Consider the following 25,242-nt stretch of genomic DNA (forward strand, 5'->3'; position numbering starts at 1 on the left):
CTGGGTGGCGCGCATGGTCATGATGACCAAGCACATCACCGGCAGGATTCCGTTCAAGCACGTCTATGTCCATGGCCTGATCCGCGACGCGGAAGGCCATAAGATGTCCAAGTCGAAGGGCAACGTGCTCGACCCGATCGACCTGATCGACGGCATCGGCATCGACGCCCTGGTGGCCAAGCGCACCACCGGCCTGATGAACCCCAAGCAGGCCGCCAGCATCGAGAAGAAGACCCGCAAGGAATTCCCCGACGGCATCCCGGCCTTCGGCACCGACGCCCTGCGCTTCACCTTCGCCAGCCTGGCCAGCCCCGGTCGCGACATCAAGTTCGACATGAGCCGCTGCGAGGGCTACCGCAACTTCTGCAACAAGCTGTGGAACGCTACCCGCTTCGTGCTGATGAACGTCCAGGGCCACGACCTGGGCCTCGAGCACAAGCAGGACGGCCCCAGCTGCGGCGGCAACGGCCCCCTCGACTTCTCCTTTGCAGACCGCTGGATCGTCAGCCGCCTGCAGCGCGTGGAGGCCGAGATCGCCCAGCACTTCGAGGAGTACCGGTTCGACCTCGTCGCCAAGACCGTCTATGAGTTCATCTGGGACGAGTACTGCGACTGGTATCTGGAGCTTGCCAAGGTTCAGATCAACACCGGCAACGAAGCCCAGCAGAAGGGCACCCGCCGCACCCTGATCCGCGTGCTGGAAACCATCCTGCGCCTGGCCCACCCGCTGATCCCCTTCGTCACCGAAGAGCTGTGGCAGACCGTCGCCCCGCTGGCCGGCCGCAAGGACGTGGACAGCCTGTGCCTGGCCGGCTACCCGCAGGCCGACCTGGGCCGCATCGACGAGAAGAGCGAAGCCGATGTGGCCGAACTCAAGGGCCTGATCTACGCCTGTCGCAACCTGCGTGGCGAGATGAACATCTCCCCCGCCCAGCGCATGCCCCTGGTGGCCAGCGGCAACGCTGAGCGCCTGAGCAAGTTTGCTCCCTACATCGCCGGCCTCGCCAAGCTGTCGGAAGTGCAGGTGGTGGACGAGATCAGCACCGAGGAACTGGCCCCGGTCGCCATCGTCGGCGAGCAGCGCCTGATGCTCAAGGTGGAGATCGACATCGCCGCCGAGCGCGAGCGCATCGGCAAGGAGATCGCCCGCCTCGAGGGTGAGATCGTCAAGGCCAACGCCAAGCTCTCCAACGAGAGCTTCGTGGCCCGCGCCCCCGCCGCCGTGGTGGCCCAGGAGAAGGAACGCCTGGCCAACTTCAGCGCCACCGTCGACAAGCTCAAGCCCCAGCTGGCCAAGCTCGCCGAACGCTGAATCCAGCGCAACACAGCATGAAAAAGGGGAGCCGACAGGCTCCCCTTTTCATTCTTATTCAATTACTTACTTCCGTCGCAAAAAGAACTCGAAGGCGTTGTCGGGCAGGTCGGCCTGGGACACCAGTTCATTGCCAGTCTGCCTGGCGAAGGCGGCAAAGTCCTTGGACGAACCCGGATCCGTCGCCAGCACGTGCAGCACCTGGCCCGGCTGCATTTCTGCCAGCGCCTTCTTGGCGCGCAGGATGGGCAGCGGGCAGTTCAGGCCGCGGGCATCCACTTCCTTGTCAAAATCCATCTTCCAACTCCATCCACTAAGGCAATCAACGCTAAATTCTACCTGCAGCCACCCCGCCCCGATACCTTCGGAGCAGCACGCGCGCCCTGCAAAACCCCGGGCCTTATGTGAAATAATGATGGCCCGACATCCTTGTCATACCCGGATCGACACCCTGCAATGCAGGTAATCCGGCCCCGCCTCCCTTTCCAGCAGGTACAGCACGATGCGCGCAAACATGCTTCAAACCGTTCTCAACGACCTCAACGGCACGTCGGCGGACATCGAGGCCTCAGCCATCATCTCGTCCGACGGGCTGATGATGGCCGCCCTGCTACCCAACACGGTGGACGAGGACCGGGTCGGCGCAATGAGCGCGGCCATGCTTTCCCTCGGTGACCGCACCGCCCGCGAGCTTTCCCGTGGCGGCCTGGACCAGGTTCTGATCAAGGGTGAAAAGGGCTACGTGCTGATGGTCCAGGCTGGCGCCGACGCGGTACTGACCGTAATGGCCAAACCCAATGCCAAGCTCGGCCTGGTGTTTCTTGACGTTCGCCGGGCCGCCGACGCCATTGGCCGCATCCTCGGCTGAGCATCGTGATGGAGGACATGCATCCTTTCCCCGGTGCCCCCACCTGCACCCCCCATGTCCTCACCTACACCGACGGGACCCAGCGCCAGGTCTACGTCACCGGCATCGAAACCCCCTACCCCCACGGCAAGCTGATCGTCTCGCGAACGGACACCCAGGGCATCATCACCCAGTGCAACCCCTCCTTCGTGGACATGTCCGGCTACACCGCCGCTGAGCTCATCGGCCAGCCCCATTGCATCCTGCGCCACCCGGACATGCCCGCAGCGGCCTTCCGCGAACTGTGGGATACCGTGCAGGCCGGGCGCCAGTGGGACGGCCACGTCAAGAACCTGCGCAAGGACGGCGGGCATTACTGGGTCTATGCCACAGTGGTTCCCAACATTCGCGAGGGGCGTATCGTCGGCTACACCTCGGTCCGCCGCGAGCCCTCCCGCGACAAAGTGGCGGCCGCCGAAGCCCGTTACCGGAACATGCGCTGACCATGAGCTTCAATTTCACGGTCAGCCCCAGCTTTCCCAACGAGCGCATCTCCGACTGGTACATCTTCAACACCTGGATGCAGCGCAAGCTCGGCCTGCCCATCCACCTGACGCTCCACGACGACTTCGGCGCCCAGCGTCAGGCCATCGCGGCCGGCCAGGTGGACATGATCCACGCCAACCCCTTTGATGCATCCCTGCTGGTCCGGGAGCAGGGTTTCCGGGCCATCGCCCGCCCCGAGGGCAGCCCTGACGAAATGGTCATCGTGGTGGCCGCCGACAACCCGGCCCTGTGCATTCCCGACCTTCCCGCCGGCATCCGCATCGCCTGCACCGACGACCCCTGCGTCAATACCATCGGGCGCATCCTCCTCGAACCCGCCAACCTGGACGCGGGTAACACTCGGGAGCTCCGCCGCGAGACCTACATCCAGGTTGCCAAGGCCCTGCTCCGGGGGGATGCAGACGCCGGCTTCATGCCCGTCGAGGCCTTTGACGGCCTCTCGTCCCTCGTTCGCCGGGATCTGCGGGTGCTCGTCACCAGCCAGATCCAGGTCATCCACCACGTTTTCCTGATCGGACCGGCTCTGCTGCCCCACGCCGAGGCCATCACCCATCTGCTCCTGTCCATGCACCACACCGGGAAGGAACAGGCCATGCTCACAGCCCTCGGCGCCAAACGCTGGCAGGCCCTGGCGCAGGAAGACGTGGAATTCATGATCGACATCCTCTCCACCCTCACCTCGTGACCCTCTTCCTGACCGATCCGGACGACCCCGGGCGCATTCGCCCGCCCGCCCCGCCGGCGGTCTTCGGCTTGCCGGTGCGCACCCTGGGCCTCGCCGCCCACTGGCATAGCCCGGCCACCGGCGCCCTGCTGGCGGCAGAAGTCGGACGCCAAGCACGCAACCTGCACACCCACCTGCAACGCATCGCCCTGTGGGCCAGCCTGGGCGACGCGCCCGCGCTCGGCGCGGCCGTCATCGACTTCTGGATCATCCTCGGCCCCTTCGGGCGGGACTTGCGGCGGCGCCTGCTACACAAACACGCCACAGCCCTGGCTGAATGCGGTCTGATCGACTACCTGAGCGAGCATCTCGAGCACGGCCTCGACCGGCATGATCCGCGCAATGCCCTTCCCGGTGTCGTCCTGGCCAGGCCCGTCGAAGGCAGCCGGTGCTTCCTGCGTGCCCCGGCCAAGCGGGGTGCAACATCATGAAGCGGGCACAGCCGACCCCACCAGCCATCAGTCCCAGCGCACTCCACCTGCTTCACGTGGGCAGCATGGATGCACGACTCATCGGGCTCTCCATCGAACGGCACTGGACGCGCTCGGTGCGCCTTGCGGAAACGCTCGATGAAGCCCAAGTCGTACTGATCGACTGCGACCGTCCGGGCATTGAGAACGCCCTTGAGCAGTTGGCCGGCCATCCGCGCATCGGCATCGTCTACTACGCCTTTCACCCCAAGGACCACAGCCCGCGCTTCCAACCCCGCCCCGTGCTCGGCAAGCCCCTCAACCTCGAGTCACTGCCTGCCACCCTGGCCCAGGCCAGGGCCGACGCCTCCCATGCCATTGCAGTGGCCCCGCCACGCCCCGTCACCCCGCCCATGTTGGCCAGCACTCAGCCCGCCGAGGAAAGCGCCGCCGCCCCACTCGGACACAGCCTGATGTCGGACGATGAACGGGATCTGTGCGGCGCCATGGAGGACATTCCCACCACCCCGGGCAGCCCCTTGCCCGACAAGCTGTTCTTCAACCCGGACGATTACCTGATTGGCCGCCTGCAGCAAGCCCTGACCCAGGCCCGTGCAAGCGGCCGCCCCCAGCTGATTGCCGGCCTGCCGCGCCTCATCGGTATCGAACCCCGGCCGGCCCCCATGTGCATCACCGCCTTCCGGGAAAACCAGCTCCGCCCCCTTGCCATGACCCAGCTGCCCGAAGCCACCGGACGCATCGTCAGCACACCCATCATCGGCGAGGCCGGCAGCAACCCGGTTCACGTTGCCGCAGAAGATTTTCTCTGGAGTGCCGCTGCCTGGGCTGCCCGCGGGCGCCTGCCGGCCGGCAGCGACCCCTACCGCCCGGTACGCCTGCGCGCCTGGCCCAACTTCACCTGCGCCTTTGTCTCCCCCCACGCCATGCGGATTGCGGCCCTGTGGACCCGGACCCGGGCCAGCCCGGTGGAGATCGCCACCCGCCTGGGCATTCCCCACCGCTACGTGTTTTCGGTGTATTCGGCCGCCAGCTTTGCCGGCCTGCTCGACACCACGGCAGGGCAAGGCGATGAGGCCAGCCCGCCTCCGCCCACCCCGACACAGTCCGACAAACCGACGCGCCCCTCCATCCTGTCCCGAATCCTCAGAAAGCTCCGCGATGCGGTCTGAACGCGCCCGCCACAACAAGATCATCTTCTCCGGCACTGTCGGCGCCGGAAAGAGCACGGCGATCAACGCCCTCAGCGACATCCCCACGGTCAGCACCGAGGCCGTTGCCAGCGACGCCACGGCCCGGCTCAAGCCCACCACCACCGTGGCCATGGACTACGGCGTGCTCAATCTGCCCGGTGGCGAGAAGGTGATGCTCTACGGCACCCCCGGCCAGGAACGCTTCAGTTTCATGTGGGACATCCTCTCCGAGGGCGGCATCGGCCTGGTACTGCTGATCAACAACGCCAACCCCAACCCCCTCCAGGATCTCGAAGGCTACCTCGGGGCCTTCCGGCAGTTCATCGCCGGCACGGCCGTGACCATTGGCGTCACCCACATGGACCGCGCGCCCGAGCCCGGCCTGGACGCCTACCGATCACGCCTGATCGAGCTCGGCCTCAGCCCCATGCCCGCCATCTTCCGGGCCGACGCCCGCAGCCGCGACGACGTGGCCACATTGGTCAAGGCCCTCCTGTACACCCTCAACCCGGGATTGAACGATGCTTGAGATTGTTCCCGGCTCCTACCTCACCGTCACCCCCTATGGCGCCTGGCGTGCCGTGGCCCGAGCCGAGCCGACGACCGAGAGAAACATCCTGCTGGGCATCCTCCAGGAAGCCATGAGCCCACTCCTGAGCCTGGAGGCCCTCCAGTCCTGGGCCTCAGGCGGCACCCCGGAAGACGCTCTCGAGGTGCTCCTCGAGCTCCAGGAAGAAGCCTGCCTCGAGGCCTGGACCAGCCCCCGCGTTGCCCCGATCGGCACCCTCGAATCCACCTTGCCGGGCCTCCTCGGCGCCCTCAGCGACAGCGGTCAGGCGGTTCTGGCCGATCGCATGGGCTTCTGCCTGGCCATCGCCGGCTACCCCGGTGACACCGGCGAAGCCCTCGCCGCCGTCGGCGCAGACATCCTGTCCGTGGCTGAACGGCAGGCCGCCGCCCTCTCCCACCTGGGCGAACACTTGCTGGATGGCTGGGGCAATGTGGATGCAGCCGGCATCAGCGGCCTGAGTTTCTGGCCCATGCATGTGGGTCGAACCCGCCTCGCCCTCGCCGTCAGCGGTCGGCCACGCTTCAACCAGCGTGCCTTTGCCGAGTTGGTGTGGGCCTTGTGTGTGCGCTATGGCAAGGTCTGAAGCAAGGCCAACGACGAATCAGCGCTGTTCGCGACGCTCACGCATCTGCTCGGCGAGCAGGGCGCGCACTTCCCGGAGGCGCGAGTCCACCGCCGAGTGCTCAAAGAAATCCCCGTCCTTGGCGGCCTGGGCGAGGGTGAGCTGCTCGGCCGAGGCCGCATAGTTGCCCTGAATCGCGTACAGCTCCCCGAGAGAGCGATGCTGGGCCAGACGCATGCCAAGCACCGACTCGGCCCGGGCGCGCAGCTCCCACAGCACGCCATTGTTCGGCGTGGTCAGGATCTCCGCCTTCACCAGATTCAGCGACTCGGTGGCGCGCCCCGCATCGATCAGCGCACTGGCCTCGCCGTACAGCAGGCGCCGGGACTGGGGATAACGCCCACGCCCCTCGCGAAACAGCTGGGCCGCCAGCGCCGGTTCCCCCCTCGCCAGCCGCAGATCTGCCTCCAGCCCCTCAATCATGGCCGACGAAAGATCGAGCTTGCGGAGCGCAACCATTTCGCGCTCCGCATCGGCAATCCGACGTGCGCCCAGGTAGGCGCGCACCAGCCCATAGTGCGTGGCAGCCGGCGCCGTCCCTCGCCGCGCCGCCGCCTCAAGCTCGTCGAGCATCTCCCGGGAGGCCTGCGCCCCAACCCGCAACTTGGCCCGCACCAGCTGGAAATCGAGGGAGTCCGGCACCTGACGATAGGGCATCTGCATCACCCGCCCTTCCATCTCGGTGATCCGGTCCGAGGTCAAAGGGTGGGTACGCAGGTAGGCCGGCGCACTGTTCTCGTAGAGCCGGCTGTTCTTCTGCAGACGCTCGAAAAAGCTGGCCATGCCGCGCACATCAAAACCCGCCGCGGACAGGTTCTGCACGCCCAACCGATCCGCCTCGTTCTCGAAATCCCGCGAGTAGGCCAGCTGCGAGCTGATGCCCGCCGCCTGCCCGGCCATGATGGCCGCCTGGCTGACCTGGGCGCTGGACTTGGCCGCCAGCACCGCCACCAACAGCGACGCCAGCATCAACATGCCTGAACGTCCCTGCTGCCCGACCATGCGGGCAATGTGGCGCTGGGTGACGTGGGCGATCTCGTGGGACAACACGCCGGCCAGCTCGGACTCGGCCTGGGCTGCCAGGATCAGGCCGGTGTGCACCCCGATCTTGCCCCCCGGCATAGCGAAGGCGTTGAGAGAAGGGTCGCTCACCCCGAAAAACTCGAAGGACAGCCCGGCGCCCGCCCCCGCCGAGACCAGGCGATGACCCAGGGTATTGAGGTAATCCTCGACCTCCGCGTCCCGCAGGAAGGCCGGATCATGCCAACGGATGTCGCGCATGATCTGCATCCCGATCTTCTGTTCGGCCACCGGCGACAGATCGGCGGAAGCACTGTCTCCAAGATCGGGCAGGCTCTGGGAATAGCTGCGCGGCACCAGGGCCAGGCACAGCAAGGCGGCAATCAGACGATTTTTCACGGTGCTATGATACTCGGCCCCCGCGACCGGTTCCCCGCAGCATCATGACTGACGCCTTTACCCATTTCGACGCCCACGGCCAGGCCCATATGGTGGATGTTTCCGCCAAATCCGAGACCCGCCGGGTCGCCCGCGCCGAAGGGCGCATCGTGATGCAGCCCGACACCCTCACCCGCATCCTGGCGGGCAACAACAAGAAGGGTGACGTCATCGGCATTGCCCGCATTGCCGCCATCCAGGGCGCCAAGCGCACCGCCGACCTGATCCCCCTGTGCCACCCGATTCCCCTGACCCGGGTCACCGCCGACTTCACGGCGGAGGGAGACAACACCATCCACTGCACCGTCACCGCCGAAACCGTCGGCCGGACCGGCGTGGAGATGGAAGCCCTCACCGCCGTTCAGGTTGGCCTGCTCACCATCTACGATATGTGCAAGGCCGTCGATCGCGGCATGACCATGACCGGCATCCGTCTGCTGGAGAAGGAAGGCGGCAAGTCGGGGCACTGGAAGGCGGAGGCCTGAGCCATGCAAAGACGTGATTTCCTGCAAGCCTTTGGCAGCGCCACGGTGCTCGCTCCCCTCGTCGTCACCGGCCTGCTCAGCCCGGGCCCGGCCCTGGCGGTGAGCTTCAACCGGGCCGCTTTCGACGCAAAGACTGCCGCCGACGCCCTGCGCCTGATCGGAGCGGCTGGCGCCGAAGCCAGCCGCGACATCCTGCTCAAGGCACCGGAAGTCGCCGAGAACGGTGCCGCCGTGCCCATCGAGGTGATCAGCAGCATCCCCGGCACCACGCGGCTCTCCGTCCTCATCGACAAAAACCCCCTGCCCCTGGCCCTGCAATTCAACTTCGCCCCGGAAGCCGCAGCCCGCTTCCAGGCCAAGCTGCGCATGGCCGAGAGCTCCCGCCTGCGCGTGGTGGCCACGGCGGGCGGCAAGCACTACACCGTATTCCGCGAGGTGAAGGTCACCGTCGGCGGCTGCGGCGACTGAAGGAAGCACAATCCATGTCCGAACCCATCAAGATCCGCGCCACCATCAAGGGCTCCGAAGGCGAAGTCCGCGTGCTGATGCCCCACCCCATGGAGAGTGGCCTCCGGCGCGACCCCTCCGGCCAGGTCCTGCCCGCCCAGTACATCACCTCGGTCATCCTCAGCCTCAATGGCCGGCCCGTCGTCGAAGGCGCCCTGGGCACCGCCGTATCCAGCAACCCCCTGTTTGCCTTCCAGCTGCTGGGCGTCAAGGCCGGAGACAAAGTCAGCGTTGCGTGGCTGGACAGCAAGGGGCAGAAAGGCGATGCGGAGACGAGCTTTTCCGCCGCCTGAGCCCACGGCAAACGCTGTAACGGGAGCGCGCAAGACAGGGGCGTGCCACAAGGCTAGAATCGGGCGCAACCTTTGGCAGTCCTGCCGATCCGATTCCACTACCGTCCACGGCCGCCTCCCATGAGCCAAGAAATCGAACTCAAGCTCACGCTCCCGCAAAAATCCCTCGCCGCCCTGCGCCGCCACCCGCTGATTGCCGACGCCCCCCGCGAAGGCCGCAGCTGCACCCTCGAGAACACCTACTTCGACACCCCCGAGCTCGAACTGCGCGAGCGTCGCATGGCTGTGCGCACCCGCAAGGCCGGCAGCCGCTGGCTGCAGACGGTGAAATGCGCTGCCGAAACCTCAGGTGGCCTGTCCTCCCGCCCCGAATGGGAACAGCCCTACGCCAACGGCAGCTTCGACTTCTCCGCCATCGAGCGGGACGACGTGCGCAACCGCCTGGAAAGCCTGCACCCGCGGCTGGTCCCTGTGTTCACCACCCACTTCAAGCGCGAAACCTGCATCCTCACCCCCCGGGAAGGCGTGCGCGTGCTGGCCATGATCGACAACGGCAGCATCGAGGCCAACGGCCAGTCTCGGCCCCTATGCGAGTTGGAACTGGAGCTGGTCGAAGGCGACCCGCGGGAGCTCTATGCTCTGGCCCTGCAGCTGGCCGAGAGCCTGCCCCTTACGCCCGAGAACGTCAGCAAGGCCGAGCGCGGCTACCGCCTGTTCTCCAACCACGCCCTGCGCCCGGCCAAGGCCCGGCCGTCGCGCCTGAGCGCCGAGCAGTCGCCGGTGGACGCCTTCCGCATCATCGGCTTCGACTGCCTGGCCCTGTGGCAGGCCAACGAGACCGGCGCCCGCGAGAGCGACGACCCCGAGTTCATCCACCAGCTGCGGGTTGCCCTGCGCCGCCTGCGCTCCGCCCTGCGCCTGTTCGGCCCGGCCCTGCCCACCGACTTCGTTGAGCGCTGGTCCGACGGGCTCAAGGACGCCGCCGACGGTCTCGGCGCCGCCCGCGATCTGGATGTGATGCTGGCCGAAGTGCTCAGCCCGGTGGCCGAATCCGGCCTCGCCGACGAAGCCACCCAGCGCCTCATCGCCATGGCCGTGGACCGCCGTGACCGGGAAAAGACCGCCGCCCGCGAGCAGCTCCTCGCCGCCAGCCATGGCCGCCAGATGCTGGCCCTGGCGTCCGACCTCTACGCCCTGCAAAGCGACGCGCTGGTCAAGTCCGCCAACCTCACCACCTTCGCCCGCCTGCAGCTCACCCAGCTGCGCAAGCGCGCCCGCAAACGCTACAGCGCCGCGGCCGACCTGCACCCCGACAAGCTGCACGAGCTGCGCGTGTCCCTCAAGCGCCTGCGCTACGGCATCGAGTTCCTGCTGCCCCTGCTCCCCGAGAAGGCCACCGTGCGCTTCGCCAACGAGATTGCCGAAATCCAGGAAACCCTCGGTTACCTCAATGACGAAGCCGTCGCCCGTAGCCGCCTCAAAGCCTGGGCCGGTAAGGACCCGGAGCTACGCAGCGGCGCCGCCTTTGTCGCTGGCTGGCATGCCCCCCGGGTAGCCCGCCTGCGCAAGAACGTGCTGACCGCCCTCGAGCCCATCCTTTGGGGCAAGACGCCTTGGCGGCGCTGACGGATTCATCGGCCGGTAACATGCCGGCCCCAGACTCCCGGCCTCCTGAGAACAAGAACGAGGAGACAAAGACAATGGACCTGCTGCTGTGGCGCCACGCCGAAGCCGTGGATGGCATCCCCGACAACACCCGGGAACTCACCGAGCGGGGCCTGCGCCAGGCCCACAAGGTGGCCGAATGGCTGGAAAGCCGGCGCCCCAAAAAGCTGCGGGTGCTGGTCAGCCCTACCACCCGCACCCGCCAGACCGCCAGCGCCTTCACCAAGGACTTCGAGATCGTCCCCGCCCTTGCCCCGGGAAATGACATCGCCGGCATCCTCGGCGCCTGCGGCTGGCCCGACGGCGGCGGCTCCGTCCTTATCGTCGGCCATCAACCCGAACTCGGCCGCCTCGCCTCCCTGCTCCTCTCTGGCGAAGAAGCCGACTGGACCATCAAGAAAGGCGCCCTGTGGTGGTTTTCCAACCGCGTCCGCGACGACGAAACCCAGACCGTGCTGCGCGCAGTGATGCCGGCCGATCTGGTCTGATCGGCAGCCGACCTTCCACAGTCACCCCGAAGGGTGCCCCTTCCCTTCTCCAGGGCATTCCCACCTCCTCCATAAAAAACGGCCTGCAAGCACCGCCTGCAGGCCGTTTTCCGTTTCAGGGCTGAGTCTGACGAATCAGACCGACAGCGCCTTGACGTGCTGGATCACCTCACCGATGGCCTGCTGGGCAGAGCCATAGAGCAGGCGGGTGTTCTCCTTGTAGAACAGGGCGTTCTCGATGCCCGAGTAGCCCGTGCCCTTGCCGCGCTTCACGACGATAACGTTCTGCGCCATGTCGGCATTGAGGATGGGCATGCCGAAGATCGGGCTGGACTTGTCGGTGCGGGCCGAGGGGTTGACCACGTCGTTGGCGCCGATCACCAGGGCTACATCGGCCTGGGCGAAGTCGCCGTTGATCTCTTCCAGGTCGAAGATCTTGTCGTAGGGCACCCCGGCCTCGGCCAGCAGCACGTTCATGTGGCCGGGCATGCGCCCCGCCACCGGGTGGATCGCAAACACCACCTCGACGCCCGCCTCTTCCAGCAGCTCGGTCATTTCCCACACCTTGTGCTGGGCGCCCGCCACCGCCATGCCATAGCCCGGCACGATGATGACCTTGCTGGCGTAACGCATCAGCGCCGCCGCATCCATGGCGCCGATCTCCTTCTGCTCGCCTTCCACCGCCTCACCACCGCTGGCCGCGCCGGTCATGGGCGTGAACAGGATGTTGCTGATCGGCCGGTTCATGGCCTTGGCCATCAGCTGGGTCAGCAGGGTGCCGGCGGCGCCGACCACAATGCCGGCGATGATCAGGGCCGGAATGCCCATCACGAAGCCTTCAAAACCCACAGCCAGTCCGGTGAAGGCGTTGAACAGGGAGATCACCACCGGCATGTCGGCCCCACCGATGGGCAGAGTGATGATGATGCCCAGCACCAGAGCGAGCACGAAGAAAGCACCCACCAGCACCGGGTCAATCGTCGGCGCAATGACAATGGCGCCACCAACCGCCACGGTCACCAGGGCCAGCACGATATTCACCGCGTTCTGTGCCGGCAGCCGGAAGGCCTTCTTCATGACCCCCTGGAGCTTCGCCCAGGCCACCACCGAACCCGAAAAGGACACGGCGCCGATCAGCGCCCCCAGGGTGGCCAGCAGGGTCACCACGGTGCCATGCATTTCACCACGGGCGAACTCGACCGCGGCAATCGCCGCCGCGGCACCGCCACCCATGCCGTTGTAGATCGCCACCATCTGCGGCATGTCGGTCATGGCGACCTTCTTGCCGGAGATCCACGCCACCGCACCACCCAGGGCAATGGCAATGACCATCAGGGCAAAGTTGTTCATGCCCGGGGTGAGGAAGGTGACGACGGTGGCCAAAACCATGCCGACGCCCGCCCAAACAATGCCCTTGCGGGCCGACACCGGCGAGCTCATGCCCTTAAGGCCGAGAATGAACAGGATCGCGGCGACGAAATAGCTCGCGTCAATCAACCACTTGATCGCCATTACTTCTTCTCCTTTGCCTTGAACATGGCCAGCATGCGCTCGGTTACAACGTAACCGCCCGCCGCATTGGCGGCCCCGAGCAGCACGGCGACAAAGCCGATGGCCTGTTCAAGCGGGGTTTCTGCCTGGCCGAGGGCGATCATGCCGCCCACCAGCACCACGCCGTGCACAAAGTTGGAGCCGGACATCAGGGGCGTGTGCAGGATCACCGGCACACGGGAAATGACTTCATAGCCGGTGAACGCCGCCAGCATGAAGATATAGAGTGCAAGCATTCCATCCATGGGAAGCCCTCCTTAGAGCCCGAGCGCGGCCTTGACGCCCGCGTGGCGAAGTTCGCCCGCGTGGGTCAGGCATGCGCCGGACAGCACCTCGTCCTCCCAGTCCAGGGCCAGGGCCCCGTCCTTGATGAAGGGCGAGATGAAATTGAACAAGTTCTTGGCGTACATCTCGGAGGCATGCACGGGCATGCGACTGGGGATGTGGGTCGGGCCGATGATCAACACCTCACCCACCCAGGTCTTCTCCCCGGCTACCGTGCCGGCCACGTTGCCGCCGGTTTCGGCGGCCATGTCCACCACCACCGAGCCCGGCTTCATGCGCGCCACCATGTCAGCGCTGACGATGACCGGCGCCTTGCGCCCCGGGATCGCTGCCGTGGTGATGAGGGCGTCGCACTCGGCGATGGCCTTGCCGAGCTTGTCGGCCTGCTGGCGCTTCTCGTCGTCGGTGAGCTCGCGGGCATAGCCTCCCGTACCGGCTGCCGACACACCGGTATCCACAAACTTGGCCCCCAGGGACTCGATCTGCTCCCGGGTTTCAGGGCGCACGTCATAGCCGGAGACCATGGCCCCCAAGCGCTTGGCGGTGGCGATGGCCTGCAGGCCGGCTACACCTGCGCCGATCACCAGCACCTTGGCCGGGCGGATGGTGCCGGCAGCGTAGGTGAGCATGGGGAAGAATTTCGGACTGTGATCGGCAGCAATCAGCGCACATTCGTAGCCCGATACGGCGGCCTGACTGGACAGAACGTCCATGCTTTGCGCACGACTGATCCGGGGCAACAGTTCCAAAGCGAAACAAGTGATCCGTTTTTGCATCAAAACGTCTACTCGCTCGCGGCTGGACCACGGCTGCTGCAAGCCGACCAGCACCGAACCCGGCTTGAGCTGGGCCAGGGCTTCGAGCCCGAGGGGCTGCACCTGCAGGATCACGTCGGCCTTCTGCAGCACCGACAGGGGCTCGGTCGAAAGCTCCGCCACTCCGAAATCTTCGTCCCGGTAGTAGGCGGTTTCGCCGGCACCGACCTGAAGCTGCAATGCAGCCCCAAGTCCTTGATATTTCTTGGCAACGTCCGGAACAAGCGCAACACGGCGCTCACCCGGCGTAAGCTCTTTGGTCACACCGATGACCAGAGGCATGGAAGCTCCTAAGTGGGTAGTTGGAATTCTGTTATCGTCGCGAGAGGGTTTCGACGACGAGACACTCTGGTTGGTCAATCTCCGGCAAACTCCCCGGAAAAACCACCCGGTTCATGAATGAAAATTCGGACATCTCTTCCGAACATCACGAAAAAGATGCGAAAGTCTAGCAAGAAACAAACCCGCCTCACCCGGAAATTAGGCCTGCCGCCCGGCTCACTGGTCCACGTAGGCGAGATCAAGACCGACAAACCCAGCATCACCCTGATCGAATTCGATTCCCAGGGCATGGCCGAAACGCATTTCGACTCCGTCGAGGCCTCCCGCCATCACCAGCCGACCCGGGAGAAGCTGTGGCTCAATGTGCACGGGCTCCATGACCCTGCGGTGATGGCCGAGATCGGGCGGCGCTTCAAGCTCCACCCCCTGATCCAGGAGGATATCCTCAACACCCAGCAGCGCCCGAAGAGTGACGAGTTCTCGGACTACGTTTATATCGTCGCCCGTAGCTTCGACTTCGATACCGCGAACAACTGCCTGAACTCCGACCAGGTCAGTGTCGTGCTGGGCCGCAATTTCGTACTGACCTTCCAGGAGCGCGCCACCGGCAATTTCGAGGCCGTGCGCGAACGCCTGCGGGCAGAAAACGGCGCCATGCGCAGCCACGGCTGCGACTATCTGGCCTACGCGCTCCTCGACACCCTGGTGGATCGCTACTTCGTAATGCTCGACCACATGGCAGACCAGGCCGAAGATCTTGAGCAGCGGGCCTTGACCAATCCCAACCCGTCCCTGCTCGCCGAGATCAACCATGTAAAGCATGAAGCCCTGACCCTGCGCCGCGCCCTGTGGCCTCTGCGCGAGGTACTCAACAGCCTGTCAAGGGCAGACAACGGCTTTTTCACACCCGATACCCGGCTCTATCTGCGGGACATCTACGACCATACCGTGCACGTTCTCGAATCCCTGGAGTCGGTACGCGACCTGCTCGCCGACCTCCTCGACATCTATCTCTCCAGTGTCAGCAACCGCCTCAACACCGAAGTCCGCATCCTCACCGTGCTCACCACCCTGTTCATGCCGGCCACGCTGATTGCGGGCATCTTCGGGATGAATTTCCGTCAAATGCCCCTGCTCGACGACCAGGATGGCTTCAGGTTTGCGCTGGGAATGATGGTCGGCGCCGCGACCCTGATGGCCGCCGCGTTCTGGCGGCGAAACTGGCTGCGCTCGCGCTAACCCATGCTCGGGTAATCGGAGCGGGGACGATTAGGCACTTCCACCAGCTTGACAACGGCAAGAGAGATGTTGTCACCCCCTCCCCGGGCGCGCTGGCGGGCCAGCTCAATCAGAGTCGAAGCAGCATCCCTCGGCGACTGGCTGGCCAGGATGGCGCCCGTCTCCTCTTCACCGATATAGGCCCACAAGCCGTCCGAACACAGCAGAAAGGCATCGCCCCCGACCAGAGGCGACACATGCCCCACATCGACCCGCGGCTCCCGTTCGGAACCCAGGCAGGACAAAAGCACGTTGCGGTTTGGATGGCGCAGGGCCCCTTCTGAATCAAGACGCCCCTTGCGCACCAGCTCTTCGACCAGAGAGTGATCCGAGCTCCGCGACACTAGCGCGCCGGAACGAAAATGGTAGAAGCGGGAATCGCCACAATGGGCCCAGTCGGCACGATCAGGCTGCATCATGAAAACGACGGCAGTGCTGTGGGGATCCTGCTCGCTGGTGAAGCGTGTCAGCTTGATGACGATATGGGCTTCGTCAATGATGCTACGCAGCAGATCCGGCGCACTCTCCGAGGCCGGTGCAAAGGATTCGAAATTCTGGCGTGCCTTCAAAATAACCTGTTCGGCAGCCATTGCCCCCCCTGAATGCCCACCCATGCCATCCGCCAGCACGGCCATCAGGGTGCCCTTGCGACTCGGGTGGGCAAATACCGCAGCGCGGTCTTGCTGCTCGGTACGATCACCAGTGTGCTTGGCCACGCAGGCTTCTGCCTGATAGCGCTTCTTGGCACTCGTGGTTTCGGGATCGGCCAGGGATGAGAAAGTGGGATTCAGCATGATTTACCGCAAACTGCCCCTGACCCGGCCAAACAACACGACGAACACCTGCCTCACAGAAGCGCTCCGGGATTCAGGTAAGGGCCTGCCAGCATGACAAACAGTTTCAGACATTCGGGCAATAGCGCGCTCAAGCGATTCAAAGCAAACACTCCGGCCGTGTATCACGGCAAGAATCAATCTAGAGTTTAACTGTTAATTTCCTTCACACCTAAGGCAACAAGTACCTTTCAGGCCGCTTTCGTGATTTTTTCATCTATAAGTTCAATCCAATGTAGAACGGGTAGGTTTGCCCCACCGCACAGATGCTCAATGCAACCGATGTTGGCCGACGCTATCCGCTCGGCGTTACCAACCTCCAGGGCGGCCAGCTTGTTGTCACGCAACTGACGGGACAGTCCCGGCTGCAGCAGAGAGTAGGTTCCGGCTGATCCACAGCACAGATGGGCGTCGGCCACGGGCGTCAGGTCATAGCCGGCTGCACTCAGCAAGCCTTCCACCACACCGCGAATCTTCTGGCCATGCTGCAGGCTGCAAGGCGCATGAAAGGCGATTTTCTGCGCCGATGCAGAAACGCTGCGGCGCGCCAGGATGGCGCGCAAGGCTGCCGCCTCAGCCACCACCACCTCCGCCGGGTCGCGGGTGAGCGCCGCCACACGGGCAGCCTTCTGCGCATAGGCCGGATCGGCCTTGAGCAAGTGACCATAGTCCTTCACCTGCACGCCGCAGCCCGAGGCGGTGACGAGGATGGCCTCAACGCGCCCGGCCGCAATCTCCGGCCACCAGGCGTCGATGTTGCGGCGAGCATCGTCCCGCCCTCCCTCCTGGTCATGCAGGTGGAAGCGCACAGCCCCGCAGCAGCCAGCCGAAGCCTGCTCCACCAGCGAGATGCCCAGCAGATCCAGCACCCGGGCCGTGGCGGCGTTGATCGACGGACGCATGGAAGGCTGCACGCAGCCGGCCAGGGCGATCATGCGGCGGGCATGGCGCGGGGTCGGCCAGTACCCGGGCGGTGACGCATGCGGCACCTTGTCGGCAAGCACGCGCGGCAACAGCGGCTTGAACAGACGCCCCAGGCCCATCGCCGTGCCAAACAATCCGCTGCGCGGCACGACGCCCTTCAGGGCCTCGCGCATCAGGCGGTCCGCGCCCTGGCGTGGCACCTGTTTTTCCACCTCATGACGGCCGATATCGGCCAGGCGGCCATACTCCACGCCCGACGGACACGTGGATTCACAGGAGCGGCAGGTCAGGCAACGGTCCAGATGCAGGCGGGTCTTCTCGGTCGCAGGCTGCCCCTCGAGCACCTGCTTGATAAGGTAGATCCGCCCGCGCGGGCCGTCCAGCTCATCGCCGAGCAATTGGTAGGTCGGACAGGTGGCGGTGCAGAAACCGCAATGCACGCACTTGCGCAGGATTTCCTCGGCCTCGCGGCCCTCGGGCGTGTCGCGTATGAAATCGGCGAGATGGGTCTGCATGCCTAGAGGCCCTCGTACAGGCGACCAGGGTTGAAGACCCCGACCGGATCAAATGCGTTCTTGAGATTGCGCTGCAAGGTCAGCATGGGCGCCGTCAGCGGATGGAACACTGCCCCCTCTCGCGCGCCGTTACGGAACAGGGTTGCATGCCCCCCCAGGGCCGCCACCCGCGCCCGTATCGTTTCGGGCGGCAAATCGGTGTGCAGCCAGCGCTGGGCACCACCCCATTCCACCAACTGAGAATCGCCCAGTTCAATGGCCAGGGCATCACTCGGAAGGGACAGGCGCCAGAGGGGACGGGGAGGCTGGGCGCCGGCAAAGAAGGCTTCCGTCTGTTCCCGCAGACCACGCCAGCGCGCATCGGCGACGGTATCGGGGATGCGCTCGCCCCCCAGCCGCGCAACGGCGGCATCCACCGCAGCGGCAGCACCAGAGAGCCGCAGCTCCAGGATGCCGTTCTGCCAGGCGCTGGCAGAGATCGGCAAAGGCTGGCCGCCCCATGCGTTGAGCTGGTGCAGGGCCGCTGCTTCGTCCATCTCGAAGCGCAGGCTGGCCTCGGCCATCGGCTTCGGAAGCACCTTGAGGGACACGTCAAGCATCAGCCCGAGGGTGCCAAGGCTACCGGCCAGCACACGGGACACATCGTAACCGGCGACGTTCTTCATCACCTCGCCGCCAAAGCGCAGCACCTCACCCCGCCCGTCGATCAGACGGGCGCCGAGGATGAAGTCGCGCACACCACCCACCGCAGCCCGCCGGGGCCCGGCCAGACCAGCGGCGACGCAGCCGCCCACGGTGGCACCTGGCCCGAAGTGCGGCGGTTCGAAGGCCAGCATCTGCCCCCGGGCCGCCAGCTCTGCCTCCAGCTCGGCCAGAGGTGTGCCGGCGCGCACCGTCACCACCAGCTCGCTCGGTTCGTAGTTGATGATGCCGGTGCAGGCACGGGTGTCGAGGGGCTCGCCCAGTTCCGGCCGTCCATAAAAGCGCTTCGTGCCTCCACCCCGGATGCACAGGGCCCGACCATGGGCCGCGGCGTCCCGGACGCGCTCACGCCATTGCTGAATCAGATCATCCACGCTCATCCACCTCTTGTTCCGTGGCAGGTCTATCACCATCCCGGCGCTGCGCCAGCCTGCCCGCCGTGCGTAGCCCCATCCAGGTTCCGACCAGCGACACCACCGGCACGGCGACGAAGAGGAACTGAAGCCATCCCTCGGAAATCATGCCCATCAGAAACGCGGCAGATCCGGGTGCGCCACCGGCTGGCTGGCGCCCATCCGCTCACGGCCATATTCCGCACAGCGATTGAGGGTCGGGATGGCCTTGCCCGGGTTGAGCAGGCCGGCCGGATCAAACGCCGCCTTGACCCGATGAAAGGCGGCGATCTCCGGCGTAGCAAACTGGCTGCACATCTGGTTGATCTTCTCGATGCCCACCCCATGCTCGCCGGTGATGGTGCCGCCCAGGGCCACCGACAGCTCCAGGATCTCGGCACCGAAAGCCTCGGCCGTATGCTGGTCGCCGGCCTTGTTGGCATCGAAGAGAATCAGCGGATGGAGGTTGCCGTCGCCGGCATGAAAAACGTTGATGCAGCGCATGGCGTACTTCTTCTCCATCGCCTGAATGGCCTGCAGCATTTCACCGAGGCGCTTTCTCGGGATGGTCCCGTCCATACAGTAGTAATCCGGCGAGATCCGCCCAGCCGCCGGAAAAGCCGCCTTGCGTCCGGCCCAGAAGCGCAGGCGCTCGGCCTCATCCCGGGAGACTCGGACTTCGGTGGCACCGCTGTGCTCCAGCAGCGCGCGCACCCGCCCGATCTCCTCGGCGACCTCCTCGGGGGTGCCGTCGGATTCGCACAGCAGGATGGCCTGGGCGTCGAGGGGATAGCCCGCATGCACGAACTCCTCGACCGCTACCGTGGCAGGCTGATCCATCATCTCCAGCCCCGCGGGAATGATGCCGGCGGCGATGATCCGGGCCACGGCATCACCGGCCTTGACCACATCGTCGAAGGCCGCCAGCACGCACTGGGCAAGCTGGGGCTTGGGGGTAAGCTTGACCGTGACCTCGGTCACCACCGCCAGCATGCCTTCGGACCCCGTGACCAAAGGCAACAGGTCGTAACCCGGTGCATCCAGCCCCAGGCTGCCAAACTCGACGATGTCACCGTTGATGGTCACACCCCGGACCTTGAGCAGGTTGTGGATGGTCAGGCCGTACTTGAGGCAATGCACGCCGCCGGAGTTCTCGGCCACATTGCCGCCGATGGTGCAGGCGATCTGGGATGAAGGATCGGGGGCGTAATACAGCCCGTGGGGCGCAGCAGCCTCCGAGATAGCCAGGTTGCGCACCCCGGGCTGCACCACCGCTCTCCGTGCGTGGGCGTCAATAGCAATGATCCGGCGCAAGCGCGCGACGGACAGCACCACCCCGAAGCGGTGCGGCTGGGCACCGCCAGACAGACCGGTACCCGCCCCCCGCGCCACCACCGGAACCTCCTGGGCAGCACAGATGCGCAGGATGTCCACCACCTGGGCCTCGGTCTCGGGCAACACCACCACCAGCGGCAACTGGCGCAGGGCCGCCATGCCGTCGCACTCATAGGGGCGCAGATCCTCCGGATCATGGAGCACACTGGCCGCGGGCAGAACGCCCAACAGGGCCTGCACCAGGCGGCGCACATCCACCCGGGAGAAATCCCGCTCGACCCGGCCAAAACCGGGGATCTCCAACTTCTCACCCATCACGCCCCTCCTCGTCCACATGCTGCAAGTCCCCGACCTGCAGGGTAGGCACCACAATCCCGAGCCGCCCGGCGGCGCTGAGCAGATGGCGCTGCGCCGCCTGCCCTGCGGCTTCGACGTCTCCAGCGGCAATCGCATCAAATACGGCCCGATGCTCGTCCTGCGCGGCCCCTGCAAGGCCCCGGGAAACCCCCTCGGCGCTCCAGGTTGGCACCCGGGAGGCAGAATACTCCTGGCTCACAAAAGCTACGAAACGACCAATCAGGGGGTTGCCGCTTGCCGCAGCGATGGCACAGTGAAAATCATCATCGGCCATGGCCCCGTCCTCACCGCAGGTCAAGGCCACATCCATGCGCGCCAGGGCCGCTCCAATGGCCTCCAACTGCTGGGGTGTCCGGCGCAGCGCCGCCCGCTCGGCCGCCGCCACCTCGACGATCAGGCGCAACTCGAATATCTCGAGCGCACCGTCAGCCTCGGCCAGCCCGGGGCCCATGCGGAACACCCCAGCGCCCAGGCGCCGGGCCACGAAGGCCCCCGCCCCCTGGCGGCTCTCCACCAGCCCCTCGGCCTTGAGGCGGGCAATCGCCTCCCGCACGACGGCGCGGCTGACTTCAAACTCCTCGGACAACCGGGCCTCCGTCGGCAGACGCTCGCCCGGCGCAAAGGCTCCACTGCGGATGCGCCTGTCCAGTACGGCACCCACCTCCTCGGAGAGGCGATGGGGACGGACGATGCGGGGCAGGCGATCTGGCGTCATTTGTCTACTTGTCAGACAACTTTCTTCGCAGTCTAGAAGACAAGCCGGCAATAGGCAAAAGCAACCTGCTCAAAATGGCATTCGACTACCCACCTCCCTGGTTATGAGGCGGAGGGATCCCTGAGGCAACCAACAGGCCACCCGGAGCCTGGCTTGTTAATCTACCAACTAGTAGATAACATTCAAAGGCACTTCCATATATATACATAGAGACACCCGTACCCAAAGGAGGAATCACGTGATCAAACTGGCAAGCACGCTGGCCTGCGCCATCCTGCTGATAACGGCAGCGACGACACCCGTCCTCGCCGCTGAGCGGGCCACCGACCCCCTGGACTCACCCCGCTGGAGCGACATGGAGAAGGGCATCCTCTCCGGCGCTCCATATGTCTTTGATGCCCGTGTCCGGGTGGAGGCCCCGGCGACGGCTGAAAACCCGCTCAACGTCCCCATCACCATCGATGCCACAGCCCTTGCCGACGTAAAGGAGATCCTGGTCTTTGCCGACTTCAACCCCATCCTGGAGATCCTGCGCTTCTACCCCGATGCGGCCCCGGCCTACATCGGTTTCCGCGTCAAGTTGCAGCAATCGACCCCCGTCAGGGCCGCAGTACGCACCGGTGATGGGGTCTGGCACGTGGGCGGCACCCTGGTGAATACGGTAGGTGGCGGCTGCACGGCGCCCTCCATGGGCTCCACGTCGTCCGAATGGCAGAAGCGTCTCAACGAAGTCACCACCCGAACCTGGAATGAAGGGCCCATGTCGGGGCGACTGCGCATGCGCATCATCCACCCCATGGACACAGGGCTGATCGCCGGCATTCCCCCCTTTCACCTTGAATCTGTCGTCCTCAGCGACGAGGCCGGACGGCCCCTGGCCCGGCTGGAGGTCTCGCAGCCTGTCAGCGAGAATCCGGTGTTCACCCTCAGCCGGGGCAGCAACGCAGGTGCCCTGCACGCACGCGGACGTGACAACAACGGCAACACTTTCAACGTGAGGATTCCCCAATGAGACGCCTCCTCGCCACACTCATCGCCTGCCTGTCCTGCCAGGCCTGGGCCGCCGGTTCCGACTACCAGCTCACCCCCGTGGCCATCGCCGAAGGCGTGTATTCCTTCATCGGAGAGCTCGCCGACTTCAATCCCTCCAATGGCGGAAACATCGTCAACACGGGCTTCATTGTCGGAACAGAGGGGGTCGTCGTCATCGACACCGGGCCATCCCGACGATACGGCGAGCAGATGCGCACAGCCATCGCCCGAATCACGCCCAAGCCGATCGCGCTGGTCATCAATACCCACCATCATCCGGATCACTTCCTGGGCAATCAGGCCTTCGCCGATGCGCCCATCGGCGCTCTGGCAGAAACCGGCAAGGGCATCGCCAGCGAGGGAGATGCATTTGCCGAGAACCTGTTTCGCATGACCGGTGACTGGATGTCCGGCACAGAGGTCAAGGCGCCGGACCAAGTGCTTCTGGCCGGCCCCTTGAAGGCAGGCGGTCGGTCGCTGATCCTCCTCGCCCTGAAAGGGCATACGGACGCCGATCTGGCCGTTTTCGACGAGGACAGCGCGACCCTCTTCGCTGGTGACCTGGTCTTCAACCTGCGTGCGCCCACTACCCCCCACGCCAACATTGCTCAATGGAAGGACGCCCTCCGAGACCTCGACAGGTTCATGAAAGACCACCGGGTCCGGGTGCTTGTCCCCGGTCACGGACCGATCGCCCGGGATGCCCTACCCATCGCATGGACCCGGGACTGGTTGACCTGGCTCGACAAGAGCCTGCGTGAGTCCGCAGCCGAAGGCCTCGACATGAACGAAACCCTGACCCGGCCGCTGCCGGATGCCTATCGGGACATCCCTGTGTCCGGTTCCGAGTACAGACGTTCTGTCGGGCATCTGTTTCCGGCCGCAGAAGCCAGCTCACTCCAGCACAGCCACTGAGCCAGCCCCGCCCGGCGAGCGGCTCCACAGGTTCTCCGGCGCGGGCAGAGGTGATAGCCTTGCCCTCATGACTACCCCTACCCGCGACCAATTGCTGGTTGAAGCCGAAAACCTGATCCGCCGGGGCGGCTACTCGGCGTTCTCGTACGCCCATCTGACCGAGAAGATCGGGATCACCAAGGCGAGCATCCACTACCACTTTCCCACCAAGCAGCGCCTCGCCGAAGCGGTCGTGGATCTGGCCCAGGCCCGGTTTGCCGAGGCTCTGAAGGGCATCGAGGCCGAACACACGCTCGTGACCGATCAGCTGCGGCAGTACGCGATGCTCTTCCTGGATGGTTTCGAGGCCAGCCTGCGCCCCCTGTGCGGCGCGCTCTCTGCCGAGCTCGCGGCCCTGCCGCCCAGTCTGCATGAACGGACTGCCGCCTACTTCCGGCTACACCTGGACTGGCTTACACGCGTGCTGGAAAAGGGCATCACCGCCGGCGAGCTCCACTGGACGAACGGCAGCGCGGCGCTGGCCAGACTGCTCCTGTCCACACTTGAAGGTGGCAGCCTGATCGGCAGGGCGCTGGGCGCCCGGGAAGAGGTCCTGCAAGGTTTCGAGCAGGTACTTGCGCTGGCGGAAGCCCCCGGTCAGAAGATGGGCACGAGCCTGTAGCCCTGCGTCTGATAGCCGATCAGGGAGATGAAGCCGTCGGCCACGACGGTCAGACCCTCATGCAGGGAGGCGTTATCCACGCCCATCACCTGCGTCGCGATCGCACACACCTCCTGGCGAACCCCCATGCCGGCTAACTCCTTGACCAGGATAGCCACCGCCTCAAGGGCATCCTCGTGCTCGACCAGCAGTTTTGGATCGGGTCGAGAGGACAGGTAGCGCACCGTCTCACCGATGTACACCAGTATCAGATCGGGCTTAACCCCCTGTCTGCGGAGACCTTGGTGCGTCTGCTTGATGATGCTCAGGTAGAAAGCCGTCTTGCGTGGGTTGCTGAAATCGAGCAGAAAGATGCCCTTGCCTTCCGTCACCCCCCGCAATGCCATCGCATCATCCGGTTCAGGAGTGGTGGCATATGCGGTTGGCAGAAAGGCAAAAACACCTGCGGCGAGGCCCAGGGTCAAGAGAATGTGGCGGAACGGTCGTGTCATTACAGGTCTCCGTGTTCCCGTCTGAAGCGGGTCATCGAACCAGGATTGGTTCTGGAGAATACCAACCAACTGGTAGGTATGTACAACACGACCTGCGCCGGGCCCTTCCCCAGCGGCGTCAGCCCTGCATCCAGCCCAAAGACGCCTCCGTCACACCCGACGGCACATATTCCGCCCCCACCCAGCCCTGATAGCCAATGGCATCTAGATGCCGGAACAGGAAGGAAAAGTTGATTTCCCCTGTACCTGGCTCATGACGCCCCGGGTTGTCGGCAAATTGCACATGACCGATCTGTGGCAGGTGCGTCATCAGGGTCAGGGCCAGTTCGCCCTCCATCACCTGGGCGTGAAAGACGTCGTACTGCAGGAAGAGATTGGGGCGCGCGGCATCCGCCAGGACGGAAAGGGCCTGGGCGCTTCGATCCACCAGGAAGCGAGGGGTGTCGCGGCTGTTGAGGGGTTCGAGCAGCACCTGCCGCCCCGCCAGCCCGAAGCTGTCGGCCGCAAAGCGCAGATTGCCGATCAGGGTGTCACGCAGGACCGCTTCGGAAATGCCGTCCGGACGCAGCCCGGCCAGACAGTTCACCCGCACACAGCCCAGCGCCTCGGCCCACACCATGGCCTGATCCACCCCACGACGGAACTCCTCCACCCGGGTGGGCAGACAGGCGATGCCCCGCTCGCCGGCCGCCCAGTCACCCGCAGGAAAGTTGAATAGCACCACCTCAACGCCGGCACGGCGAGCCGCATCAGCAACCTCGTCCATAGGGAAAGCGTACGGAAAATGGAACTCCACACCCTTGAAGCCGCAGGCAGCCGCTGCGGCAAATCGATCAAGGAACGGCCGGTCAAGAAACAGGAAAGACAGGTTTGCGGAAAAGCGAGGCATCGATGGAATCCTTAAAACAGGTGAGTATTGCGCCCAATCTTACCGTCCGCCCCCCCTGAAGGGCAGCGTCAGGGCCCAAACCCTGCCGTTCGATGGGTTATCATGCGCGA

The 25,242-nt window shown here is 65.1% G+C and carries 29 protein-coding genes; 17 read left to right on the forward strand and 12 right to left on the reverse strand.

The annotated features are described in order from the left end of the window. A partial coding sequence (locus tag ACIQ09_RS06890) for a class I tRNA ligase family protein (RefSeq protein WP_398307557.1) occupies window positions 1–1,312 on the forward strand: 1,312 nt, incomplete at its 5' end. A gap of 66 nt (window positions 1,313–1,378) precedes the next feature. On the opposite strand, the gene ACIQ09_RS06895 is transcribed toward ACIQ09_RS06890, so the two are convergent. Beyond that, complete coding sequence (locus tag ACIQ09_RS06895; protein WP_296403850.1) at window positions 1,379–1,609, reverse strand: sulfurtransferase TusA family protein; 231 nt, start codon at window positions 1,607–1,609, stop codon at window positions 1,379–1,381. A 217-nt stretch (window positions 1,610–1,826) separates the two neighbouring features. On the opposite strand from ACIQ09_RS06895, the gene ACIQ09_RS06900 reads away from it, so the two are divergent. The 7 genes from ACIQ09_RS06900 to ACIQ09_RS06930 all read left to right on the forward strand — a co-directional run bounded on the left by ACIQ09_RS06900 (window position 1,827) and on the right by ACIQ09_RS06930 (window position 6,225). Continuing rightward, complete coding sequence (locus ACIQ09_RS06900; protein ID WP_300442713.1) at window positions 1,827–2,180, forward strand: roadblock/LC7 domain-containing protein; 354 nt, start codon at window positions 1,827–1,829, stop codon at window positions 2,178–2,180. Window positions 2,181–2,197: 17 nt separating this feature from the next. Continuing rightward, a complete protein-coding gene (locus ACIQ09_RS06905) occupies window positions 2,198–2,662 on the forward strand; it encodes a PAS domain-containing protein (RefSeq protein WP_398307560.1) in 465 nt (154 codons plus the stop codon). A gap of 2 nt (window positions 2,663–2,664) precedes the next feature. Next, the gene (locus ACIQ09_RS06910; RefSeq protein ID WP_398307562.1) at window positions 2,665–3,411 is read left to right on the forward strand and encodes a phosphate/phosphite/phosphonate ABC transporter substrate-binding protein; all 747 of its coding nucleotides are present in this window, start codon (window positions 2,665–2,667) and stop codon (window positions 3,409–3,411) included. After that, window positions 3,408–3,881, forward strand: a complete 474-nt coding sequence (locus tag ACIQ09_RS06915; protein ID WP_398307564.1) for a hypothetical protein — start codon at window positions 3,408–3,410, stop codon at window positions 3,879–3,881. The genes ACIQ09_RS06910 and ACIQ09_RS06915 overlap by 4 nt, the downstream gene beginning before the upstream one ends. Window positions 3,882–3,946: 65 nt before the next feature. Further along, the gene (locus tag ACIQ09_RS06920; protein WP_398307566.1) at window positions 3,947–5,050 is read left to right on the forward strand and encodes a hypothetical protein; all 1,104 of its coding nucleotides are present in this window, start codon (window positions 3,947–3,949) and stop codon (window positions 5,048–5,050) included. After that, a complete protein-coding gene (locus ACIQ09_RS06925; protein WP_398307568.1) occupies window positions 5,040–5,600 on the forward strand; it encodes a GTP-binding protein in 561 nt (186 codons plus the stop codon). Before ACIQ09_RS06920 ends, ACIQ09_RS06925 begins: the two co-directional genes overlap by 11 nt. Next, window positions 5,593–6,225 (forward strand): hypothetical protein, encoded by a 633-nt coding sequence (locus ACIQ09_RS06930; RefSeq protein WP_398307570.1) that lies wholly within the window; start codon window positions 5,593–5,595, stop codon window positions 6,223–6,225. The genes ACIQ09_RS06925 and ACIQ09_RS06930 overlap by 8 nt, the downstream gene beginning before the upstream one ends. A gap of 18 nt (window positions 6,226–6,243) precedes the next feature. Here ACIQ09_RS06930 and ACIQ09_RS06935 read toward each other — a convergent pair whose 3' ends face one another. After that, on the reverse strand, window positions 6,244–7,683 hold the full coding sequence (locus ACIQ09_RS06935) for a M48 family metalloprotease (RefSeq protein WP_398307572.1): 1,440 nt from the start codon (window positions 7,681–7,683) through the stop codon (window positions 6,244–6,246). A 44-nt stretch (window positions 7,684–7,727) separates the two neighbouring features. On the opposite strand from ACIQ09_RS06935, the gene moaC reads away from it, so the two are divergent. The 5 genes from moaC to ACIQ09_RS06960 all read left to right on the forward strand — a co-directional run bounded on the left by moaC (window position 7,728) and on the right by ACIQ09_RS06960 (window position 11,160). Next, window positions 7,728–8,207, forward strand: coding sequence for a cyclic pyranopterin monophosphate synthase MoaC (moaC, locus tag ACIQ09_RS06940; protein ID WP_398307574.1), 480 nt, complete (start codon window positions 7,728–7,730; stop codon window positions 8,205–8,207). 3 nt (window positions 8,208–8,210) lie between these two features. Then, window positions 8,211–8,675 carry a thiosulfate oxidation carrier protein SoxY gene (soxY, locus tag ACIQ09_RS06945; RefSeq protein WP_398307576.1) on the forward strand — a complete coding sequence of 155 codons (465 nt, stop codon included), beginning with the start codon at window positions 8,211–8,213 and terminating at the stop codon, window positions 8,673–8,675. 14 nt (window positions 8,676–8,689) lie between these two features. Next, on the forward strand, window positions 8,690–9,007 hold the full coding sequence (gene soxZ, locus ACIQ09_RS06950; protein WP_398307578.1) for a thiosulfate oxidation carrier complex protein SoxZ: 318 nt from the start codon (window positions 8,690–8,692) through the stop codon (window positions 9,005–9,007). 120 nt (window positions 9,008–9,127) lie between these two features. Next, window positions 9,128–10,633, forward strand: a complete 1,506-nt coding sequence (locus ACIQ09_RS06955) for a CHAD domain-containing protein (RefSeq protein WP_398307580.1) — start codon at window positions 9,128–9,130, stop codon at window positions 10,631–10,633. 74 nt (window positions 10,634–10,707) lie between these two features. After that, window positions 10,708–11,160, forward strand: coding sequence for a SixA phosphatase family protein (locus tag ACIQ09_RS06960; RefSeq protein WP_398307582.1), 453 nt, complete (start codon window positions 10,708–10,710; stop codon window positions 11,158–11,160). A 135-nt stretch (window positions 11,161–11,295) separates the two neighbouring features. Here the strand turns inward: ACIQ09_RS06960 and ACIQ09_RS06965 are convergent, their stop codons facing one another. From ACIQ09_RS06965 to ACIQ09_RS06975, 3 genes are read right to left on the reverse strand one after another with little or no spacing between them, the layout of a single operon-like run. Beyond that, window positions 11,296–12,672 carry an NAD(P)(+) transhydrogenase (Re/Si-specific) subunit beta gene (locus tag ACIQ09_RS06965; RefSeq protein WP_398307584.1) on the reverse strand — a complete coding sequence of 459 codons (1,377 nt, stop codon included), beginning with the start codon at window positions 12,670–12,672 and terminating at the stop codon, window positions 11,296–11,298. Further along, the gene (locus ACIQ09_RS06970; protein ID WP_296403893.1) at window positions 12,672–12,956 is read right to left on the reverse strand and encodes an NAD(P) transhydrogenase subunit alpha; all 285 of its coding nucleotides are present in this window, start codon (window positions 12,954–12,956) and stop codon (window positions 12,672–12,674) included. The genes ACIQ09_RS06965 and ACIQ09_RS06970 overlap by 1 nt, the downstream gene beginning before the upstream one ends. A gap of 12 nt (window positions 12,957–12,968) precedes the next feature. Further along, window positions 12,969–14,093: an NAD(P) transhydrogenase subunit alpha gene (locus ACIQ09_RS06975; RefSeq protein ID WP_398307587.1), complete on the reverse strand. Its 1,125-nt coding sequence runs from the start codon at window positions 14,091–14,093 to the stop codon at window positions 12,969–12,971. A gap of 156 nt (window positions 14,094–14,249) precedes the next feature. Here ACIQ09_RS06975 and corA point away from each other — a divergent pair, with 156 nt between their 5' ends. Further along, window positions 14,250–15,332, forward strand: a complete 1,083-nt coding sequence (gene corA / locus ACIQ09_RS06980) for a magnesium/cobalt transporter CorA (RefSeq protein ID WP_398307589.1) — start codon at window positions 14,250–14,252, stop codon at window positions 15,330–15,332. Here corA and ACIQ09_RS06985 read toward each other — a convergent pair. The 5 genes from ACIQ09_RS06985 to ACIQ09_RS07005 all read right to left on the reverse strand — a co-directional run bounded on the left by ACIQ09_RS06985 (window position 15,329) and on the right by ACIQ09_RS07005 (window position 21,144). Continuing rightward, complete coding sequence (locus ACIQ09_RS06985; protein ID WP_398307591.1) at window positions 15,329–16,165, reverse strand: PP2C family protein-serine/threonine phosphatase; 837 nt, start codon at window positions 16,163–16,165, stop codon at window positions 15,329–15,331. The two genes, corA and ACIQ09_RS06985, sit on opposite strands and share 4 nt — an antisense overlap. A gap of 230 nt (window positions 16,166–16,395) precedes the next feature. Beyond that, window positions 16,396–17,643 (reverse strand): glycolate oxidase subunit GlcF, encoded by a 1,248-nt coding sequence (glcF, locus tag ACIQ09_RS06990; protein ID WP_398307593.1) that lies wholly within the window; start codon window positions 17,641–17,643, stop codon window positions 16,396–16,398. Between the two features lie 2 nt (window positions 17,644–17,645). Continuing rightward, entirely contained in the window at window positions 17,646–18,725 is a 1,080-nt protein-coding gene (gene glcE, locus ACIQ09_RS06995) for a glycolate oxidase subunit GlcE (RefSeq protein ID WP_398307595.1), read from the reverse strand. 147 nt (window positions 18,726–18,872) lie between these two features. Further along, window positions 18,873–20,387 carry an FAD-linked oxidase C-terminal domain-containing protein gene (locus tag ACIQ09_RS07000; protein WP_398307597.1) on the reverse strand — a complete coding sequence of 505 codons (1,515 nt, stop codon included), beginning with the start codon at window positions 20,385–20,387 and terminating at the stop codon, window positions 18,873–18,875. Beyond that, window positions 20,380–21,144: a FadR/GntR family transcriptional regulator gene (locus ACIQ09_RS07005; RefSeq protein WP_398307599.1), complete on the reverse strand. Its 765-nt coding sequence runs from the start codon at window positions 21,142–21,144 to the stop codon at window positions 20,380–20,382. The genes ACIQ09_RS07000 and ACIQ09_RS07005 overlap by 8 nt, the downstream gene beginning before the upstream one ends. A gap of 238 nt (window positions 21,145–21,382) precedes the next feature. Between ACIQ09_RS07005 and ACIQ09_RS07010 the strand changes: the two genes are divergently transcribed. The 3 genes from ACIQ09_RS07010 (at window position 21,383) to ACIQ09_RS07020 (ending at window position 23,752) form a co-directional block, all read left to right on the forward strand. Further along, complete coding sequence (locus ACIQ09_RS07010; RefSeq protein WP_398307601.1) at window positions 21,383–22,156, forward strand: quinoprotein dehydrogenase-associated SoxYZ-like carrier; 774 nt, start codon at window positions 21,383–21,385, stop codon at window positions 22,154–22,156. Continuing rightward, window positions 22,153–23,091 carry a quinoprotein relay system zinc metallohydrolase 1 gene (locus ACIQ09_RS07015; protein ID WP_398307603.1) on the forward strand — a complete coding sequence of 313 codons (939 nt, stop codon included), beginning with the start codon at window positions 22,153–22,155 and terminating at the stop codon, window positions 23,089–23,091. Before ACIQ09_RS07010 ends, ACIQ09_RS07015 begins: the two co-directional genes overlap by 4 nt. 67 nt (window positions 23,092–23,158) lie before the next feature. After that, window positions 23,159–23,752, forward strand: coding sequence for a TetR/AcrR family transcriptional regulator (locus tag ACIQ09_RS07020; protein WP_398307605.1), 594 nt, complete (start codon window positions 23,159–23,161; stop codon window positions 23,750–23,752). Here ACIQ09_RS07020 and ACIQ09_RS07025 read toward each other — a convergent pair. Together ACIQ09_RS07025 and hyi are read right to left on the reverse strand one after the other, a co-directional pair. Beyond that, the gene (locus ACIQ09_RS07025) at window positions 23,728–24,243 is read right to left on the reverse strand and encodes a DsrE family protein (protein WP_398307607.1); all 516 of its coding nucleotides are present in this window, start codon (window positions 24,241–24,243) and stop codon (window positions 23,728–23,730) included. The two genes, ACIQ09_RS07020 and ACIQ09_RS07025, sit on opposite strands and share 25 nt — an antisense overlap. 118 nt (window positions 24,244–24,361) lie before the next feature. Continuing rightward, window positions 24,362–25,132, reverse strand: a complete 771-nt coding sequence (gene hyi, locus ACIQ09_RS07030; RefSeq protein ID WP_398307609.1) for a hydroxypyruvate isomerase — start codon at window positions 25,130–25,132, stop codon at window positions 24,362–24,364. Window positions 25,133–25,242: the final 110 nt, after the last annotated feature.

This window comes from Zoogloea sp., assembly GCF_044344315.1.
Taxonomy (GTDB): Bacteria; Pseudomonadota; Gammaproteobacteria; order Burkholderiales; family Rhodocyclaceae; genus Zoogloea.

Excerpts from the sequence above, each read along its gene's own strand:
- ACIQ09_RS06895 (WP_296403850.1), bottom strand. The coding sequence starts at position 1,609 with ATGGATTTTGACAAGGAAGTGGATGCCCGCGGCCTGAACTGCCCGCTG.
- ACIQ09_RS06900 (WP_300442713.1), top strand. The coding sequence starts at position 1,827 with ATGCTTCAAACCGTTCTCAACGACCTCAACGGCACGTCGGCGGACATC.
- ACIQ09_RS06905 (WP_398307560.1), top strand. The coding sequence starts at position 2,198 with ATGCATCCTTTCCCCGGTGCCCCCACCTGCACCCCCCATGTCCTCACC.
- ACIQ09_RS06910 (WP_398307562.1), top strand. The coding sequence starts at position 2,665 with ATGAGCTTCAATTTCACGGTCAGCCCCAGCTTTCCCAACGAGCGCATC.
- ACIQ09_RS06920 (WP_398307566.1), top strand. The coding sequence starts at position 3,947 with ATGGATGCACGACTCATCGGGCTCTCCATCGAACGGCACTGGACGCGC.
- ACIQ09_RS06925 (WP_398307568.1), top strand. The coding sequence starts at position 5,040 with ATGCGGTCTGAACGCGCCCGCCACAACAAGATCATCTTCTCCGGCACT.
- ACIQ09_RS06930 (WP_398307570.1), top strand. The coding sequence starts at position 5,593 with ATGCTTGAGATTGTTCCCGGCTCCTACCTCACCGTCACCCCCTATGGC.
- moaC (WP_398307574.1), top strand. The coding sequence starts at position 7,728 with ATGACTGACGCCTTTACCCATTTCGACGCCCACGGCCAGGCCCATATG.
- soxY (WP_398307576.1), top strand. The coding sequence starts at position 8,211 with ATGCAAAGACGTGATTTCCTGCAAGCCTTTGGCAGCGCCACGGTGCTC.
- soxZ (WP_398307578.1), top strand. The coding sequence starts at position 8,690 with ATGTCCGAACCCATCAAGATCCGCGCCACCATCAAGGGCTCCGAAGGC.
- ACIQ09_RS06955 (WP_398307580.1), top strand. The coding sequence starts at position 9,128 with ATGAGCCAAGAAATCGAACTCAAGCTCACGCTCCCGCAAAAATCCCTC.
- ACIQ09_RS06960 (WP_398307582.1), top strand. The coding sequence starts at position 10,708 with ATGGACCTGCTGCTGTGGCGCCACGCCGAAGCCGTGGATGGCATCCCC.
- ACIQ09_RS06965 (WP_398307584.1), bottom strand. The coding sequence starts at position 12,672 with ATGGCGATCAAGTGGTTGATTGACGCGAGCTATTTCGTCGCCGCGATC.
- ACIQ09_RS06970 (WP_296403893.1), bottom strand. The coding sequence starts at position 12,956 with ATGGATGGAATGCTTGCACTCTATATCTTCATGCTGGCGGCGTTCACC.
- ACIQ09_RS06975 (WP_398307587.1), bottom strand. The coding sequence starts at position 14,093 with ATGCCTCTGGTCATCGGTGTGACCAAAGAGCTTACGCCGGGTGAGCGC.
- corA (WP_398307589.1), top strand. The coding sequence starts at position 14,250 with ATGCGAAAGTCTAGCAAGAAACAAACCCGCCTCACCCGGAAATTAGGC.
- ACIQ09_RS06985 (WP_398307591.1), bottom strand. The coding sequence starts at position 16,165 with ATGCTGAATCCCACTTTCTCATCCCTGGCCGATCCCGAAACCACGAGT.
- glcF (WP_398307593.1), bottom strand. The coding sequence starts at position 17,643 with ATGCAGACCCATCTCGCCGATTTCATACGCGACACGCCCGAGGGCCGC.
- glcE (WP_398307595.1), bottom strand. The coding sequence starts at position 18,725 with ATGAGCGTGGATGATCTGATTCAGCAATGGCGTGAGCGCGTCCGGGAC.
- ACIQ09_RS07000 (WP_398307597.1), bottom strand. The coding sequence starts at position 20,387 with ATGGGTGAGAAGTTGGAGATCCCCGGTTTTGGCCGGGTCGAGCGGGAT.
- ACIQ09_RS07005 (WP_398307599.1), bottom strand. The coding sequence starts at position 21,144 with ATGACGCCAGATCGCCTGCCCCGCATCGTCCGTCCCCATCGCCTCTCC.
- ACIQ09_RS07015 (WP_398307603.1), top strand. The coding sequence starts at position 22,153 with ATGAGACGCCTCCTCGCCACACTCATCGCCTGCCTGTCCTGCCAGGCC.
- ACIQ09_RS07020 (WP_398307605.1), top strand. The coding sequence starts at position 23,159 with ATGACTACCCCTACCCGCGACCAATTGCTGGTTGAAGCCGAAAACCTG.
- ACIQ09_RS07025 (WP_398307607.1), bottom strand. The coding sequence starts at position 24,243 with ATGACACGACCGTTCCGCCACATTCTCTTGACCCTGGGCCTCGCCGCA.
- hyi (WP_398307609.1), bottom strand. The coding sequence starts at position 25,132 with ATGCCTCGCTTTTCCGCAAACCTGTCTTTCCTGTTTCTTGACCGGCCG.